This window comes from Pseudomonas taeanensis MS-3 (assembly GCF_000498575.2).
Classification (GTDB): Bacteria; Pseudomonadota; Gammaproteobacteria; order Pseudomonadales; family Pseudomonadaceae; genus Aquipseudomonas; species Aquipseudomonas taeanensis.
The window spans coordinates 327937-342370 of sequence record NZ_AWSQ01000001.1; the positions used below are offsets into that span (position 1 = coordinate 327937).

The window sequence follows — 14434 nt, forward strand, 5'->3', positions numbered from 1 at the left end:
GGGCCAGCCTTCGGCTGTTACTCCGCTTCGCTGTGTTGCGGCCGATTTCGCCTTGCCTAGCCTTCGCTCGCTACATTTTTCAACGGCCTGCTAACGCGCTGGCTTGGCACCACCGGCTGGCGCGTCGAGTGTCTGGTACTCAAGCCCTGGCACTCACCCCTGAAGCGGCCACCACACCCACCCAGGGCATCGACTCCTCGCGCACCAGCGCCCAATCGCCACAAGCGAAAACGGCGCCGCGCACAGCAAAAAGCCGCCCACTGGGCGGCTTTTTGCGCTTGGCTCGAACCTCAGTTACCGGCGCGGCGCAGGGCCTGCGGAGTGAAGTCGCGCGGGTTCAGCGGGGCGCTGAAGTCGTACATCGACTCATTGTTGTCCAGGCCATCGACGAAATAACGTCCGCCCTTGAAGTCGTAAATGGTTTCCAGGGTGCTGCCGAACATTGGCACCTCGTAGTAGCTGATCGGGTGGCTTTCCTGCAGCCCCGTCAGCTCGCCATTCTTGTCGTACAGATCGACCGCGAGAATCTGCCAGCTGTCCTCGTCCAGGTAGAAACGACGCTTGGCATAGGGATGGCCGAAGCCTTTGCGCAGCTCGGCCTCGACCACCCACACCCGATGCAGTTCGTAGCGCAACAGCGCCGGGTTGACCGTATTGCGCTGCAGGATGCTGTCGTAGGGGATGCCTTTCTGGTGCACCGCGTAGCTGTTGTACGGCACCAGTTTTTCCTGTTTGCCGATCAGCTGCCACTGGTAACGATCCGGCGCGCCGTTATAGACATCCACCTGGTCGGCGGTGGCCATACCGTTGCTGTCCGGCTGCAGACTGTCGTAAGCCAGCATCGGCAGACGACGCACCCGTCGCTCGCCGCGATTGAAACGCCAGGCCTTGCGAATCGCCAGCACCTGATCGAGGGTTTCCTGCACCACCAGCGCCGAGCCGGACAGTTTGGACGGGGCGACCACCTTGTATTTGTAATAGAACAGGGTGTTGTCCAGGTCCTGCGGACTGACCCCTTCGCGGCCGTAGAGGAAGTACACGTCGCGTTCCAGCTTGAGCAGGTTGTAGGCGCCATTCGACAGCACCGCCGCCTGATTGGTGAGCATGCTGATCTGCTCACCACGGTAGCGCATGATGTGGTTCCAGATCGCCTGCTGGCCGTTCTCCGGCAACGGGAAAGGCACCCCGGCGGCGACTCCGGCGACCCCGTTGCCGTTGGAGATCAACTCGCCATTCAGGGCGTTGAAGCGCGTCGCGTCATAGATCCGCTGCGGCGCCGCAGCGCTACGCCGGGTCGGATAGATGCGCAGGTAATAGTCGGGGTTCTGCTCCAGCAACACCCGCAGCCCCGCCGGCAGCTGCGCCTGATACTGGCCGAGATTCTGGCTATTGACCTGATACAACGGCGCATCGCCCGCGTAGGGGTCGGGGTGGTGCATGCCCGGCTGATAACTGGCCGGCGGCTGCGCCAGACCGCCCTGCCAACTAGGGATGCTGCCAGCCAGGTTACCGGCGCGTTCGCCGCCGAGCGGCGTCAGGTCCTGACCGAGACGCGCGGCCTGGGCGCTGTCGACCTTGGCCTGCGCCTGCAGCGCAACGCCGGCCAGCAACAGGATTGATAGCGTTCTCAACACAACATTCTCCTCACGACGTATAAGCCATACGCCGCTGCTTTTGGTGCTCTGACCACGTAGAGGTCGAGCTTTATGCTGTTGGCTTGGTGAGGAGCCGTCCTGGTGCCGGGTTATCCCGATCTTGTGCAATCGTCCCTGTGGCGCGATTACGCCATGCCGCGCCGATCGCTCGGCGCGTGAAAGCTGTGCAGTCTGAGCCTGTTTAGATTGTGCGCTGGAACTTGAGGTCCCATACGCCATGACCGAGGCGCTCGCCACGGCGCTCGAACTTGGTGATCGGACGCTCCTGCGGACGCGGTACATAGTGTCCATCGGCCGCCATATTCTGGTAACCCGGCGCCACGTTCATCACCTCCAGCATGTACTCGGCATAGGCCTCCCAGTCGGTGGCCATGTGCAACACACCGCCGATCTTGAGCTTCTGCCGGATCAGTTCGGCGAAGGCCGGCTGGACGATGCGGCGCTTGTGATGGCGCGCCTTGTGCCAGGGGTCGGGGAAGAACAGCAGCACGCGATCGAGGCTGGCGTCGGCCACGCAGTTGCGCAGCACTTCCAGCGCGTCGCAACTGTAGACCCGCACGTTGCTGAGGTTCTGGGTCATCAAGCCGTTGAGCAGCGCGCCGACACCTGGCCTGTGCACCTCGACGCCGATGAAATCCTGCTCGGGCGCGGCGGCGGCCATCTCCAGAGTGGAGTGGCCCATGCCGAAGCCGATCTCGAAGGTACGCGGCGCCTGACGAGCAAACACCGCATCGAAGTCCTGAGCGCCATCCTCCAGCTTCAAGCCAAACTTCGGCCAGCCCAGATCGAGGCCGCGCTGCTGGCCTTCGGTCATGCGCCCGGCGCGCATCACAAAACTCTTGATGGTGCGCAAGTGGCGCTTGTCCTCGGCCGCAGCCGAGGGTTCGTGCGATTCGGTCATCGGGTGCTCTTCAAAATCGGTGGTTTTTAAGCGGTCTTAGCGGACGATTGAAAGCGTAGCGAGCGACGGCTAGGCAAGGCGAAAGCAGGCGAGGATGCGCAGTGTACGACTGTACATGAGCAATCCGAGTCTGCTTTCAACGCCGCATAGCCGAGCGCAGTAGCTTTCAACGTCTGCTAACGGATCAGGCCTTCCAGGGGGGAGGACGCACTGGCATACAGCTTCTTCGGCATGCGCCCAGCCAGATAGGCCAGGCGCCCGGCTTCGATGGCGTATTTCATCGCTTCGGCCATCATCACCGGGTTCTGCGCGTGGGCGATGGCGCTGTTCATCAGCACCGCCTCGCAGCCCATCTCCATGGCGATGGTGGCATCGGACGCAGTACCCACGCCGGCATCGACCAGCACTGGAACTTTCGCTTCTTCGAGGATGATGCGCAGGTTGTAGGGGTTACAGATGCCCAGGCCGGTGCCGATCAGGCCGGCCAGCGGCATCACCGCGATGCAACCCATCTCGGCCAGTTGACGGGCGATGATCGGGTCGTCGCTGGTGTAGACCATCACGTCGAAACCATCCTTGACCAGCACTTCGGCGGCCTTGAGGGTCTCGATCACGTTGGGAAACAGGGTCTTGTCGTCGGCCAGCACTTCCAGCTTGACCAGCTTGTGGCCGTCCAGCAGCTCGCGCGCCAAGCGGCAGGTGCGCACCGCCTCGGCGGCGTCGTAGCAGCCGGCGGTGTTGGGCAGGATGGTGTAGCGATCCGGCGAGATCACATCGAGCAGATTGGGCTCGCCCGGATTCTGGCCGATGTTGGTGCGGCGTACCGCCACGGTGACGATCTCGGCGCCCGACGCCTCGATGGCGATACGGGTCTCGTCGAGGTCCTTGTATTTACCGGTGCCGACCAGCAGACGCGACTGATAGGTACGACCGGCAAGGGTAAAAGGCTTGTCGCTACGAACGTGGCTCATCGGAAATCCTCTTGGGCTTGGGCGCTGCTGTCGCCTGTTCTGTTGCTCTCGGGGCTGCACTGTCGCGGCTGGGCGTTAACCGCCGCCGATGGCGTGCACCACTTCGACCCGATCACCGTCGCGCAGTGCGGTGCTGCCGTGCTGGCTGCGCGGCACTATATCCAGGTTGAGCTCGACCGCCACGCGGCGTCCGGCCAGGTCCAGGCGACTGATCAGCTCCTCGACGGTCTGGCCATCGGGCAGCTCGAATGATTCACCGTTCAACTGAATGTGCATGGCAGAGCGGTCACATCTGGAGAGAGGGCGGGCATTCTAGCCCGATCACCGGCGATGACCAAGGCTAAAGGGCGCCGCTCGTCCAGAGGCCTGACTCGGCGGTCAGTTTAACTCACTCGCGGCGCGCGCCAGGTGGCCAGCCCCAGGCAGAACCAGCCCGCCAGAAAGGCCAGGCCGCCGAACGGGGTGATGATGCCCAGCTTGCCGATCCCGCTCAGTGCCAGCAGATACAGGCTGCCGGAAAACAGCAGGATACCCAGGGCGAACAGACTCCCCGCCGCAGCCAGCAGACGCCCCGGCAGCTGTGCGCCGAGCAGGGCGACCGCCAGCAGGGCCAGTGCATGCACCAGCTGGTACTGCACACCGGTGTGAAACACGGCCAGGTACTCGACCGACAGACGGCCTTTCAGGCCATGGGCGGCAAAGGCCCCCAGGGCTACGCCGCTAAAGCCGAACAGCGCGGCCAGCAGGGTATGGATACGCAGCATGCACAACACTCCCGAATGACTATTCCTTGATCGCGCACCAGGCCGATGCGCCTGCCACTCCCGGCACACATGGCGCCACACAGATTGGCGGGAACCAGGCCATAGCAGGTCGGCTGCAGACATTCCCGGCCCGGCGCGTGCGCCTATATTAACCGCGCAACCCACCGACCACCCCTCTCACCTGCCAAGGGAAAGCCCCATGTCCAATTCGATTACCGTACTCAGAGACACTCATCCGCTGCCCGTGTTGGACGCCTGCAAGTGGACCAAGGTCGCCGGCGACCCGCACACGGTGAACCTGAATGCCTACACCTCCGAAGACGGCAAGAAAATCATGGGCACCTGGATCTGCACGCCGGGCACCTGGGAAGTGGAATATGACCGCTGGGAGTACTGCCACTTCCAGGAGGGCTACTGCATCCTCACCCCCGAAGGCAAAGAGCCGATCCACCTCAAGGCCGGCGACATCTTCGTCCTCGAAGTCGGTTTCCGTGGCACCTGGCAAGTCGTAGAGACCGTGCGCAAGTATTTCGTCTTCGCCTAACAACTGCCCCGCTGCCGCCGTTGGCTACTGACGGCGGCAGACAAGTGGCCTGTGTGGCTAGCTCAATTGATCAACTAACCATACAGGCCACCGGCGCCGCGACAAACCAGCGCGAGCGCCCAGCCCCCTCGTTATAATGGCCGGCACTCTCGCCTGGCCTCGCTCGCATGTTTCGATCCATCCGCCGCCGCCTGTTCAAACTCCTGCTCTGGTTCATGGCCGGCTCGGTCCTGCTCGTGCTGTTGTTTCGCTGGGTACCGCCACCCGGCACGGCACTGATGGTCGAACGCAAGGTCGAGTCCTGGATCGACGGCCAGCCCATCGACCTGCAGCGCAACTGGCGGCCCTGGAGCGAGCTGCCGGACGACCTCAAGCTCGCGGTGATCGCCGCAGAAGACCAGAAATTCGCCGACCACTGGGGCTTCGACCTCGCGGCGATTCGAGCGGCCTTGGCGCACAACCAGCAGGGCGGCTCGGTGCGCGGCGCCAGCACCCTGAGTCAGCAGGTGGCGAAGAACCTGTTTCTCTGGTCGGGTCGCAGCTGGCTGCGCAAGGGCATCGAAGTCTGGTTTACCGGGTTGATCGAGCTGCTGTGGCCCAAGCAGCGCATTCTCGAGGTGTACCTCAACAGCGCCGAATGGGGCACGGGGGTGTTTGGCGCCGACGCTGCCGCGCGGCATCACTTCGGTATCGCAGCTCCCTACCTGTCACGCCAGCAAGCCAGCCTGCTCGCCGCCGTGCTGCCGAACCCGCGACAGTGGAGCGCCAACCGACCGAGCAGCCACGTCAGCCGTCGCGCCGCCTGGATTCGCCAGCAAATGCGTCAACTCGGCGGCAGCCACTACCTCAATCAGCTGCAAGCCACCCGCCCGGACTGGTGGTCGCGCTGGTTGAAAGCCTGAGCCGATCCAGCTCCCGTCATCATTAACCAGCGACAGATCTGCGTCCGGCCTTAACAGCTAGCGCTGCAAGGCCCGTCGTGGCATCGCCTGCAACAAGCGCAGGCGATCATCCTCGGTATGCAGCGTCAGTCCCAACTCGGGGTACACCCAGGCCTGGCCTTCGTCCAACTCCAGGCGCAAGCGCGGCTGACCCAGATTGCCGACCAGGCGCTCAACCGCCACCTCGGCCTGCGGCTTCAGCACCAGACTGGCAATCGCATGACTGCTCATCTGCGCCAGTAACTGCTCGCTCAGCGGCTGCTCGGCGCCTTGCGCGTTCGTTCCCTGCGCCGCCACCAGACTGTCGCGCTCGGCCTCGCTCAACGCCAGTTCGGCTTCCAGCGTCCAAGGCTCGCCATCCGCCTGCCACTGCCCGCGATAGAGCAACCGCGGCCCATCCAGCCGCTGCTGCAGCCACAACTCGCCCACCACCTCATCGCGCAACCTGGCCAGGCTCAGACGGTCATCAGCCAGTGGCGTCAACACCCTGGTTTGCCATTCACTCAGCCAGGGCAGCGGCTCAGCAGGGGTTGGCGGACGCATCAGCCACGCGCCCCAGGCAAAGAACAGCAACGCGACAGCGGCAAATACCAACCAGTGTTGCGCGCGCAGGGGCGGCATTTTCCTCAAGGGTTTTCTCCAGGCAGAAAAAAGCCGCACCAGAGTGCGGCTTCTTCGAGGTTTGCAGTTACGCCGCGATCGAACCTTTCAGCTTGTTCATGGCGTTTTTTTCCAGCTGGCGGATGCGCTCGGCGGAGACGTTGTACTTGGCCGCCAGGTCGTGCAGCGTGGCCTTTTCTTCGGCCAGCCAGCGCTGGTAGAGGATGTCACGACTGCGCTCGTCGAGGCCTTCCAGAGCCACGTGCAAGTTGGCGCTTGAACTGTCACTCCAGTCGGCGTCTTCCAGCTGGCGCGCCGGATCATAGCGATGATCTTCCAGATACTGCGCCGGCGATTGGAAGGCGCTGTCATCATCTGCTTCGGCGGCCGGATCGAAGGCCATGTCATGGCCGGTCAGACGACTCTCCATCTCACGCACTTCGCGTGGTTCGACACCCAGGCTTTCCGCCACGGCATGCACTTCGTCGTTATTCAGCCAGGCCAGACGCTTCTTCTGGCCGCGCAGGTTGAAGAACAGTTTGCGCTGCGCCTTGGTGGTGGCGACTTTGACGATGCGCCAGTTGCGCAGGATGAACTCGTGGATTTCCGCACGAATCCAGTGCACGGCAAAGGACACCAGACGCACGCCCATTTCCGGGTTGAAGCGCTTGACCGCCTTCATCAAACCAACATTGCCTTCCTGAATCAGGTCGGCCTGGGCCAAACCGTAGCCGGAATAGCTGCGCGCGATATGCACGACAAAACGCAGGTGCGCGAGCACCATCTGCCGAGCCGACTCGAGGTTCTGCTCATAGTAGAGACTCTCGGCCAGTTCGCGCTCCTGCTCTTGGGTCAACAGCGGTATGCAGTTGACCGCATGCACGTAGGCCTCCAGGTTGGCGCCTGGGACTAGGGCATGAACAGGTTGCAATGAAGTGGACATTGGGATCCTCCGACTTACGAATCGCGTGAAGTGTAGCACTGCGCAATATGACTTGGAACGCGTATACAAGTTCCCAGACGGATAGTCAATATTAACGAAATCAATTGGTTACTACCTGGGGGCCAACTCATTCAAATGTCGAGCGACCGCTACCCAGGCGCCGATGTAGCCCAGCAGCACCGCACCCAGCACCAGCGACAGGCCGTCGGCCAGCGGCACACCGGCCAGGGCGAAGTCACTGCCGTACAGCCCGGCCAGGCGCACCACCGCAGCGTTCAGCCAGCCCAGGCCATAGGCCAGCACCAGCCAGGCCAAAAATCCGGCACCGAAGCCGTACAACGCGCCCATATAGAGGAAGGGCCGACGCACGTAGCTGTCGGTACCACCGACCAGCTTGATCACCTCGATCTCGGTGCGCCGGTTCTCGATGTGCAGACGAATGGTGTTGCCGATCACCAGCAGCAGCGCCATCACCAGCAACAGGGTCAGACCGAAGACGAAACGCTCGCCGAGCTTGAGGATCGCCGTCAGGCGTTCGACCCAGAGCAGGTCGAGCTGCGCCTGTTGTACCTTGGGTAGTTCGGCCAGACGCAGGCGCAAGGCTTCCAGGGTGGTCTTGTCGACCTCTTTGGGGGTCACCAGCACCACGCCTGGCAAGGGGTTTTCCGGCAGCTCCTTGAGCGCCTCGCCGAGACCCGACTGCTGCTGAAACTCGTTCAGCGCCTGTTCGCGGCTGATCCACTCGGCCTCTTCGACATCCTCCATCGCCGCGATCAATTCGCGCAGCCCCTCACCTTCGGCCTCGCTGGCATCGATATTGAGGAACAGGGAAATCTGCGCGGCGCGCTGCCAGGAGCCACCGAGGCGATCGACGTTCTCCAGCAGCAGGGCCAGGCCCATCGGCAGGCTCAGGGCCACGGCCATTACCAGGCAGGTAAAGAAGCTGCCAATCGGCTGCTTGGCCAAGCGGCGCAGGCTGTCGACCAGGCTGGCACGGTGGCTTTCCAGCCAGGCGTGTAGCTGGCTGCGAAAGTCCGGGCCGTCGTCCGGGGTCGGCTGCTCGGACTTTTTCGGCGCGGCGCCGACGCGCTGGGCCGGTTGCGGAGGTGGAATTCGGGTGGCGCTCATCAGACGGCTTCTCCGTCGCCGATCAAACGGCCACGTTGCAGGGTCAGCATGCGGTGGCGCATGCGCGCGATCAGGGCCAGGTCGTGACTGGCGATCAGCACGCTGGTGCCGAGACGGTTGATGTCCTCGAACACCCCCATGATCTCTGCGGCCAGGCGTGGGTCGAGGTTGCCGGTCGGTTCGTCGGCGAGCAGCAGGGCCGGCCGATGGACGATCGCCCGGGCAATGCCGACACGCTGCTGCTGGCCGGTGGACAGATCGCCGGGGAACAGCTCGGCCTTGTCCGACAGCGCCACGCGTTCCAGGGCGGAACCGACGCGCTTGCCGATCTCCGGCTTGGACAGGCCGAGAATCTGCAGCGGCAGGGCAATGTTGTCGAACACGCTGCGATCGAACAGCAATTGATGGTTCTGGAACACCACGCCGATCTGCCGACGCAGGAAGGGAATCTGCGCATTGGTGATCTGCGCCAGGTCTTGGCCGGCCAGCAACAGCTTACCGGTGGTCGGCCGCTCCATCGCCAGGATCAGGCGCAGCAGGGTGCTCTTGCCGGCACCGGAGTGCCCGGTGACGAAGAGGAACTCACCACGCCGAACACGAAAACTCAGCTCGTGCAGCCCGACGTGACCATTGGGGTAACGTTTACCGACCTGCTCGAAGCGAATCATGCGCTCTCTCTTTCCGCAAACAGCGCCTGGACAAAGGGTTCGGCCTCGAAGGTGCGCAGATCATCGATACCCTCACCGACACCGATATAACGGATCGGCAGACCGAACTGCTTGGCCAGGGCGAAGATCACCCCGCCCTTGGCCGTGCCGTCCAGCTTGGTCAGGGCCAGGCCGGTGAGGCTGACGGTCTGATTGAACTGCTTGGCCTGGTTGATCGCGTTCTGCCCGGTGCCGGCGTCCAGCACCAGCAAAACCTCGTGCGGCGCAGTGTCATCCAGCTTGCCGATCACCCGGCGGACCTTCTTCAGTTCTTCCATCAGGTTGTCTTTGGTGTGCAGACGTCCGGCCGTGTCGGCGATCAGCACGTCCATGCCGCGCGCCTTGGCGGCCTGCACCGCATCGAAGATCACCGAGGCGGAATCGGCGCCGGTGTGCTGGGCAATCACCGCGATCTGGTTGCGCTCACCCCACACCTGCAATTGCTCGACCGCCGCGGCGCGGAAGGTATCGCCGGCGGCCAGCATGACCTTCTTGCCTTCGAGCTGGAGTTTCTTCGCCAGCTTGCCGATGGTGGTGGTCTTGCCGGCACCATTCACTCCGACCACCAGGATCACGTAGGGCTGCTTGGCCTGATCGATCAACAACGGTTGCTCGACCGGCCTGAGCAAGGCGGTCAGCTCTTCCTGCAAGGCCTTGTACAGCGCGCCGCTGTCGGTCAGCTGCTTGCGCGCGACCTTCTGAGTCAGGCTCTGGATGATCGCGCTGGTCGCCTCGACGCCCACGTCGGCGATCAGCAGGCGGGTTTCGATCTCATCGAGCAAGTCGTCATCGATCGCCTTCTTGCCGAGAAACAGGCTGGCCATGCCGTCGCCGAGGCTGGCGCTGGTCTTCGACAGGCTCTGTTTGAGGCGGGCGAACCAACCGCCCTGGTTGTCACCCGGTTTGTTCTGTTCGACCAGGGGCGCCACCACAGCCTCTGGCTCGGGTGGCGCTATCGGCTCAACGACTGGTTGCACGGGGGCATGCAGCACCTCGCTACCGGCATTGATGCGAAAGCGTGAGCCGCTGGGTGCCGGAGCCACTGGAGCCACATCAGTCTGCGGTTTGGGCGCAGTCTCAGCGCTAGCGAGCGGAGCAGTGGCAGGCGGTGGAGCGACGGGCGTTACGGGCGCAGCCTGTTCCGTGCTCGCTACTGGTGCCGGCGCCACTGCTGTTGGCGGCGCAACCGGCTCAACGGCGGCTACGGACTCATCGGGAACTTTCGTGGGAGTCGGCTCGACAGCGGGGGACGAAGCCGGAGAAGGTGTAGAGGCCGGCGCTGGTGCTGGTGCCGAGTCAGCGCCGACAGGCTCCTGCGGTTTTTTCCGCAGCCAACCGAACAGCCCTTTCTTCCCGGCCTGTTGATCGGTTTTTTTCTCGTTGTCGGCCGCCGCACTGGGCGCAGCAGTCGGTGCGGGGGTCTTCTTGTCGTCGTTGGAACCAAACATGGAGGACGATTATCTCAAAGGAGCGACGCGCCATAGGCGGGTCTGGAACATTGCTTGTGCCACACAATATAAGCGTCAGGGCCGCACACAGTAATATTCAGACGCCATACCCGGCAGGGCCGCCAGTCAAACGGATGGCTATCCTAGCACCTCCGCGCCCGCCGACGCTAAGTCCAAGCGGAGCCGTCCGGCAGGTCATCCCGACCAGCCTGGCCCGGCAAATCCCAACAGGCGCCATTGCCTGCAAGTCGCGCAATAGCCAGCGACAGGCTATGCCGTATACCTCGGATTGGCCGCCGACCGAGAGAGCACAGCTAAACACCTGGATGCCGGGAAAGCCCAGATCCGGCGCGTCCTTAGCTGCGCATGACCTTGCCGCACTGCCACTCGCCCCCTCCCCTCGACCCTGAGCGTGGCTGACTATTGCTGCACAGTGCAGACCAGCCTGCGCCGTGGTGCTGCCGCCCCAGCAACTGTCATGGTCGCCGAACGATACAGTTCGTTGCCAGCAGCCATGACCGTACCGGTACGCTGACTGCCGACCTCCTTAACCTGCACGTGTTCGCTCGGTGCCAAGCGCCCCGACGGCCTAGCTGTTGATCCGCCCCGGAACCTCTCCGGGAAACGCGTTGAGAAAGGAGCTTCAATGATCACTGAGGAAACAGTCGTCGTCACCGGCGTGACATCAGGCGTCGGCCTGGCCTGCGCCAGGAAGCTTATAGCGCACGGCAACAACGTCATCGGCATTGGCCGTCGGCAAGCGCGCCTGGTGGCCCTGGGCAACGAACTCGGCAATGACTTTTATCCAATGCCCTGTGACGTCAGGGATGCCGACGACCTGCGCGCGCGCCTTGCGGCGCTTCCAGAAAGGTTTCGCGGTTTCAGCAAGCTGATCAATAGCGCCGGTCTGCTGCAAGGCCAGGGATCACTGCTGGAAGTCACGCCGACGCAGATCTCCAGCATGCTCGACACCAACATCAACGGTTTGGTCAACGCCACCCGCGCCGTACTGCCGCAACTGATGGAGAGCGGACGTGGGCATATCGTCAACCTGACCTCGATTGGCGCCCATCTCCACTATGTCGGCGGGCATGTCTATGCGGCATCCAAGGCCTTCGTCGACCACTTCGGGCGCTGCCTGCGCACCGAGCTTGTCGGCTCACGGGTCAGGCTGACCAATATCGCGCCGGGCAAGACCCGCTCGGAGTTTGCCCTGGTGCAGTTTGCCGGCGATCAGGCACGCGCCGACCAGATGTATAGCAGCCTGACCCCGCTCGAGCCGGAGGATGTCGCCAGCTCCATCCTCTGGGCGTTGGAGCAGCCGCCACACGTCAATATCAACGTGATTGAACTCGTGCCTGCCGATCAGAACCTCTCCTACCGGTGATCCCATGAGTCAATCTCTCGCTCACTACTATGTCCGAAACAAACTGACCCATAAGTTGATCAGCAAGCGCGTGCTGTCGCCGATTGCGCTGTCCTTGCAGCCGCCAGCGGATCTGGTCAAGGCCCTGAGCATCGAAGACGAGGTCTCCAAGTTGTCGGCGGTGTTCGCCGAGTTTCAGCATTGCAATGACAGCCAGAGTGGCCTGCCCCGCTATATGCCGTTCTATCGCTTCATCCAGTCCAAGTTCCCCGGCTTCCAGTGGCAGACTCGCACTCGCGAAGGCAAGAAGACCTTGATCCTGGACAAGCCGTATATCAATCAAAGCCGTCCTTCGCTGTTGAATCTGCTGCTGTGTGCAGTCAACGACAACACGGCGACCACGCCGGCCCTGAAAGTCCGCTACCCCTCGATGCAGGACCTGCCAGACGAATTGGTGCTCGACCTCGAACGGGCTTTCGAATCGCTGAGCTTCAGCCAATCGGCCGCACATTTCATGGCCCGCTTCGCCGAGACGCTGCACAAGGGCCTGGCCGGGGAAAGGGTCACACTGGTATCGCCGGTGTGTCCCGACTACGGCTTCGAGAGCCAGAATGGCCGCTTCCGCTACACCTTCGAGCAGCTGGGCGACGGCATTGGCTTGGTCGCCGGGCGGGTGGTCAAGACGCTCCCCGTCCTGCAAGCCGTGCTGTGCAAGCACGGCATCGATGCGCAGCTAGCGGTGGCCGCCGGGGATTTCGAGGGCTTCGATGCCAGCACCCTGGCGCGCCTCAAGGAAACCCGCGAAGGGTTCGCCGGCAAGCTGCGAATCAGCCAGGAAAAGGTCCTCAGTGCCCTCGGCCCAGGCGCCGAATCGTTATTTATCGCCGAGGCGGTAGGCGGGGAGTCGAGCTGGCATGCCCTGACTGCGACTGCGCAGCAGCGTCTGGCCGAGGGCGACAGTGGCTGCATCGTCGCAGGCGACCTCGACTATGCCTCCATCTTCAATGCGCGACTGCCGCTCTACCAAGCCTGGCACCAGCAGCGCAGCAACGACGAACTGATGCAGGTCCTCTATGCCCAGGGCGCGGAATACGCCGCCATGGGCAAGGTGTTTGCCGAGCGCTGGCGGAATCCGATCGTGATCGGTGCCGACCACAATCGCATGCAGCCGTTCTACTGGTTCTACAGCCAGATCCCCGTCCTCTACCTGACCAGGGTCTACTGATGGACCGTCATGATCCGGTGGGGCAGCGCACCGAATATTGTCAATACGGGCCGCAGGGCGACGTCCGTGCCAGTTATGCCCATCTGCCCTGGCAAGGTCTGTGGACCTGGCTCACCGGCAAGGGGCAGGCACTGACGCCAGAGGCCTTGGAGCACGCCGCGAATGACAGGGGCGAGCGTTTTCTGCTGGTGCATCTGCTGTTCACCTGGTCGGTGATCATCGCCATCCTGGTGCTCGGCGGGTATGTCTTGCAGGGTGCGTTTTCAGCGGCTGCCACAGTGCTGCTGGTACTGGTCGGCTGGGTGCTGATGGTCAACCGGTTGCGCAGCATGCAAGCCACCTTCCACTACCTTACCCATGGTGCCGTACTCAAGAACAAGCGACGTGCACAGCGCTACGCCAAGGTCTTTCTAACCACGCCGCTGCTGTACCAGGACTGGGACAGCTACAACCAGAGCCATGTGCGCGAACACCACAATATCAAGGTGCTGTGTTCCGAGGATGATCCCGACCAGGCCTTTATCCGCCGGCAGGGCTTCTACCCCGGCATGCCTGAGTCGATCTATTGGTGGCGGGTCTGCTGCACGCCGTTTCGCCCCCGCTATCTGTGGCGCCAATGGCGCACCACCTTGCTCGACAGTTTTGTCCGCCCCCCGCGCTCGGAGCTGCTGTTGCGCTGGACGTTCTGGAGTGTGCTGCTCGGCGGGCTGTGGGCAGTCGACGGGCTCGCTGCCTTTGCCCTGATGTATGCGATTCCGCGGGCGCTGCTGTTCGAGCACTCCATGTGGCTGCAGCTGTTTACCGAACACCTGTGGTTTTACCAGCGCGAGGCGCAGCGCAATGACAAGGCTCACTACGGCCGGCTGACCTGGGGCCGTTTTCAGGGCCGCCGCCCGCCGCGCGAGGGGCTTGCCGCACAGTGCGTCTGGGCTCTGCAGGGCCTGCTCTTCGACCTGCCCGTGCGCCTGTACGTGTACCCGCAGGACTTGCCCAACCACGACGCGCATCACCGGCGCCCCAACATTCATTACCGGCATATCGCCAATTATCGAGCCAGCGTAGAGCGGGAGCCCTCGCCCTACGGCCCCTATCTCGAGGTTTGGGGCTTTATGGCGGGCCTGTATGTCATTCGCGACCACCTATGCCGAGGCGTCCGCGAGCCGTTTACCCCCCATGAACCCGCCACGGCGGCCAGCGCAATCACCGGCCCGGTCCCACAGGCCGATATTCAAGGAGCATGA

The 14434-nt window shown here is 63.1% G+C and carries 15 protein-coding genes; 5 read left to right on the forward strand and 10 right to left on the reverse strand.

The genetic code is table 11. The annotated features are described in order from the left end of the window. Positions 1-290: 290 nt before the first annotated feature. The 5 genes from TMS3_RS01380 to TMS3_RS01400 form a co-directional block, all read right to left on the reverse strand. Complete coding sequence (locus TMS3_RS01380; protein ID WP_025163447.1) at positions 291-1634, reverse strand: DUF1329 domain-containing protein; 1344 nt, start codon at positions 1632-1634, stop codon at positions 291-293. A gap of 202 nt (positions 1635-1836) precedes the next feature. After that, complete coding sequence (gene trmB, locus TMS3_RS01385) at positions 1837-2508, reverse strand: tRNA (guanosine(46)-N7)-methyltransferase TrmB (RefSeq protein ID WP_235576618.1); 672 nt, start codon at positions 2506-2508, stop codon at positions 1837-1839. Positions 2509-2732: 224 nt separating this feature from the next. Continuing rightward, positions 2733-3527 carry a thiazole synthase gene (locus tag TMS3_RS01390; protein ID WP_025163449.1) on the reverse strand — a complete coding sequence of 265 codons (795 nt, stop codon included), beginning with the start codon at positions 3525-3527 and terminating at the stop codon, positions 2733-2735. A gap of 75 nt (positions 3528-3602) precedes the next feature. Then, a complete protein-coding gene (gene thiS, locus TMS3_RS24930; protein ID WP_025163450.1) occupies positions 3603-3803 on the reverse strand; it encodes a sulfur carrier protein ThiS in 201 nt (66 codons plus the stop codon). Between the two features lie 107 nt (positions 3804-3910). After that, positions 3911-4291: a DUF423 domain-containing protein gene (locus TMS3_RS01400; protein WP_025163451.1), complete on the reverse strand. Its 381-nt coding sequence runs from the start codon at positions 4289-4291 to the stop codon at positions 3911-3913. Between the two features lie 199 nt (positions 4292-4490). Here TMS3_RS01400 and TMS3_RS01405 point away from each other — a divergent pair, with 199 nt between their 5' ends. Both TMS3_RS01405 and mtgA read left to right on the forward strand, forming a co-directional pair. Then, a complete protein-coding gene (locus TMS3_RS01405) occupies positions 4491-4835 on the forward strand; it encodes a cupin domain-containing protein (protein ID WP_025163452.1) in 345 nt (114 codons plus the stop codon). Positions 4836-5002: 167 nt separating this feature from the next. Then, on the forward strand, positions 5003-5737 hold the full coding sequence (gene mtgA / locus TMS3_RS01410) for a monofunctional biosynthetic peptidoglycan transglycosylase (RefSeq protein WP_025163453.1): 735 nt from the start codon (positions 5003-5005) through the stop codon (positions 5735-5737). Positions 5738-5794: 57 nt separating this feature from the next. On the opposite strand, the gene TMS3_RS01415 is transcribed toward mtgA, so the two are convergent. From TMS3_RS01415 to ftsY, 5 genes are all read right to left on the reverse strand, one after another. Beyond that, a complete protein-coding gene (locus tag TMS3_RS01415; RefSeq protein ID WP_025163454.1) occupies positions 5795-6397 on the reverse strand; it encodes a hypothetical protein in 603 nt (200 codons plus the stop codon). A 67-nt stretch (positions 6398-6464) separates the two neighbouring features. After that, positions 6465-7319 carry an RNA polymerase sigma factor RpoH gene (gene rpoH / locus TMS3_RS01420; RefSeq protein ID WP_025163455.1) on the reverse strand — a complete coding sequence of 285 codons (855 nt, stop codon included), beginning with the start codon at positions 7317-7319 and terminating at the stop codon, positions 6465-6467. Between the two features lie 111 nt (positions 7320-7430). After that, positions 7431-8447 (reverse strand): permease-like cell division protein FtsX, encoded by a 1017-nt coding sequence (ftsX, locus tag TMS3_RS01425; protein ID WP_025163456.1) that lies wholly within the window; start codon positions 8445-8447, stop codon positions 7431-7433. Then, complete coding sequence (gene ftsE, locus TMS3_RS01430) at positions 8447-9115, reverse strand: cell division ATP-binding protein FtsE (protein ID WP_025163457.1); 669 nt, start codon at positions 9113-9115, stop codon at positions 8447-8449. The genes ftsX and ftsE overlap by 1 nt, the downstream gene beginning before the upstream one ends. Next, positions 9112-10602 carry a signal recognition particle-docking protein FtsY gene (gene ftsY, locus TMS3_RS01435; protein ID WP_025163458.1) on the reverse strand — a complete coding sequence of 497 codons (1491 nt, stop codon included), beginning with the start codon at positions 10600-10602 and terminating at the stop codon, positions 9112-9114. Before ftsY ends, ftsE begins: the two co-directional genes overlap by 4 nt. Positions 10603-11248: 646 nt before the next feature. Between ftsY and TMS3_RS01440 the strand changes: the two genes are divergently transcribed. The 3 genes from TMS3_RS01440 to TMS3_RS01450 are packed head-to-tail and all read left to right on the forward strand — an operon-like array spanning position 11249 to position 14434. Further along, a complete protein-coding gene (locus TMS3_RS01440) occupies positions 11249-11989 on the forward strand; it encodes an SDR family NAD(P)-dependent oxidoreductase (protein WP_025163459.1) in 741 nt (246 codons plus the stop codon). 4 nt (positions 11990-11993) lie between these two features. After that, on the forward strand, positions 11994-13193 hold the full coding sequence (locus TMS3_RS01445; RefSeq protein WP_025163460.1) for a hypothetical protein: 1200 nt from the start codon (positions 11994-11996) through the stop codon (positions 13191-13193). Beyond that, positions 13193-14434, forward strand: coding sequence for a hypothetical protein (locus tag TMS3_RS01450; RefSeq protein WP_025163461.1), 1242 nt, complete (start codon positions 13193-13195; stop codon positions 14432-14434). The genes TMS3_RS01445 and TMS3_RS01450 overlap by 1 nt, the downstream gene beginning before the upstream one ends.

What these genes read in the sequence shown, in the direction of transcription:
- TMS3_RS01390 (WP_025163449.1), bottom strand. Translation starts at nt 3,527, where the DNA reads ATGAGCCACGTTCGTAGCGACAAGCCTTTTACCCTTGCCGGTCGTACC.
- thiS (WP_025163450.1), bottom strand. Translation starts at nt 3,803, where the DNA reads ATGCACATTCAGTTGAACGGTGAATCATTCGAGCTGCCCGATGGCCAG.
- TMS3_RS01400 (WP_025163451.1), bottom strand. Translation starts at nt 4,291, where the DNA reads ATGCTGCGTATCCATACCCTGCTGGCCGCGCTGTTCGGCTTTAGCGGC.
- TMS3_RS01405 (WP_025163452.1), top strand. Translation starts at nt 4,491, where the DNA reads ATGTCCAATTCGATTACCGTACTCAGAGACACTCATCCGCTGCCCGTG.
- mtgA (WP_025163453.1), top strand. Translation starts at nt 5,003, where the DNA reads ATGTTTCGATCCATCCGCCGCCGCCTGTTCAAACTCCTGCTCTGGTTC.
- TMS3_RS01415 (WP_025163454.1), bottom strand. Translation starts at nt 6,397, where the DNA reads ATGCCGCCCCTGCGCGCGCAACACTGGTTGGTATTTGCCGCTGTCGCG.
- rpoH (WP_025163455.1), bottom strand. Translation starts at nt 7,319, where the DNA reads ATGTCCACTTCATTGCAACCTGTTCATGCCCTAGTCCCAGGCGCCAAC.
- ftsX (WP_025163456.1), bottom strand. Translation starts at nt 8,447, where the DNA reads ATGAGCGCCACCCGAATTCCACCTCCGCAACCGGCCCAGCGCGTCGGC.
- ftsE (WP_025163457.1), bottom strand. Translation starts at nt 9,115, where the DNA reads ATGATTCGCTTCGAGCAGGTCGGTAAACGTTACCCCAATGGTCACGTC.
- ftsY (WP_025163458.1), bottom strand. Translation starts at nt 10,602, where the DNA reads ATGTTTGGTTCCAACGACGACAAGAAGACCCCCGCACCGACTGCTGCG.
- TMS3_RS01440 (WP_025163459.1), top strand. Translation starts at nt 11,249, where the DNA reads ATGATCACTGAGGAAACAGTCGTCGTCACCGGCGTGACATCAGGCGTC.
- TMS3_RS01445 (WP_025163460.1), top strand. Translation starts at nt 11,994, where the DNA reads ATGAGTCAATCTCTCGCTCACTACTATGTCCGAAACAAACTGACCCAT.
- TMS3_RS01450 (WP_025163461.1), top strand. Translation starts at nt 13,193, where the DNA reads ATGGACCGTCATGATCCGGTGGGGCAGCGCACCGAATATTGTCAATAC.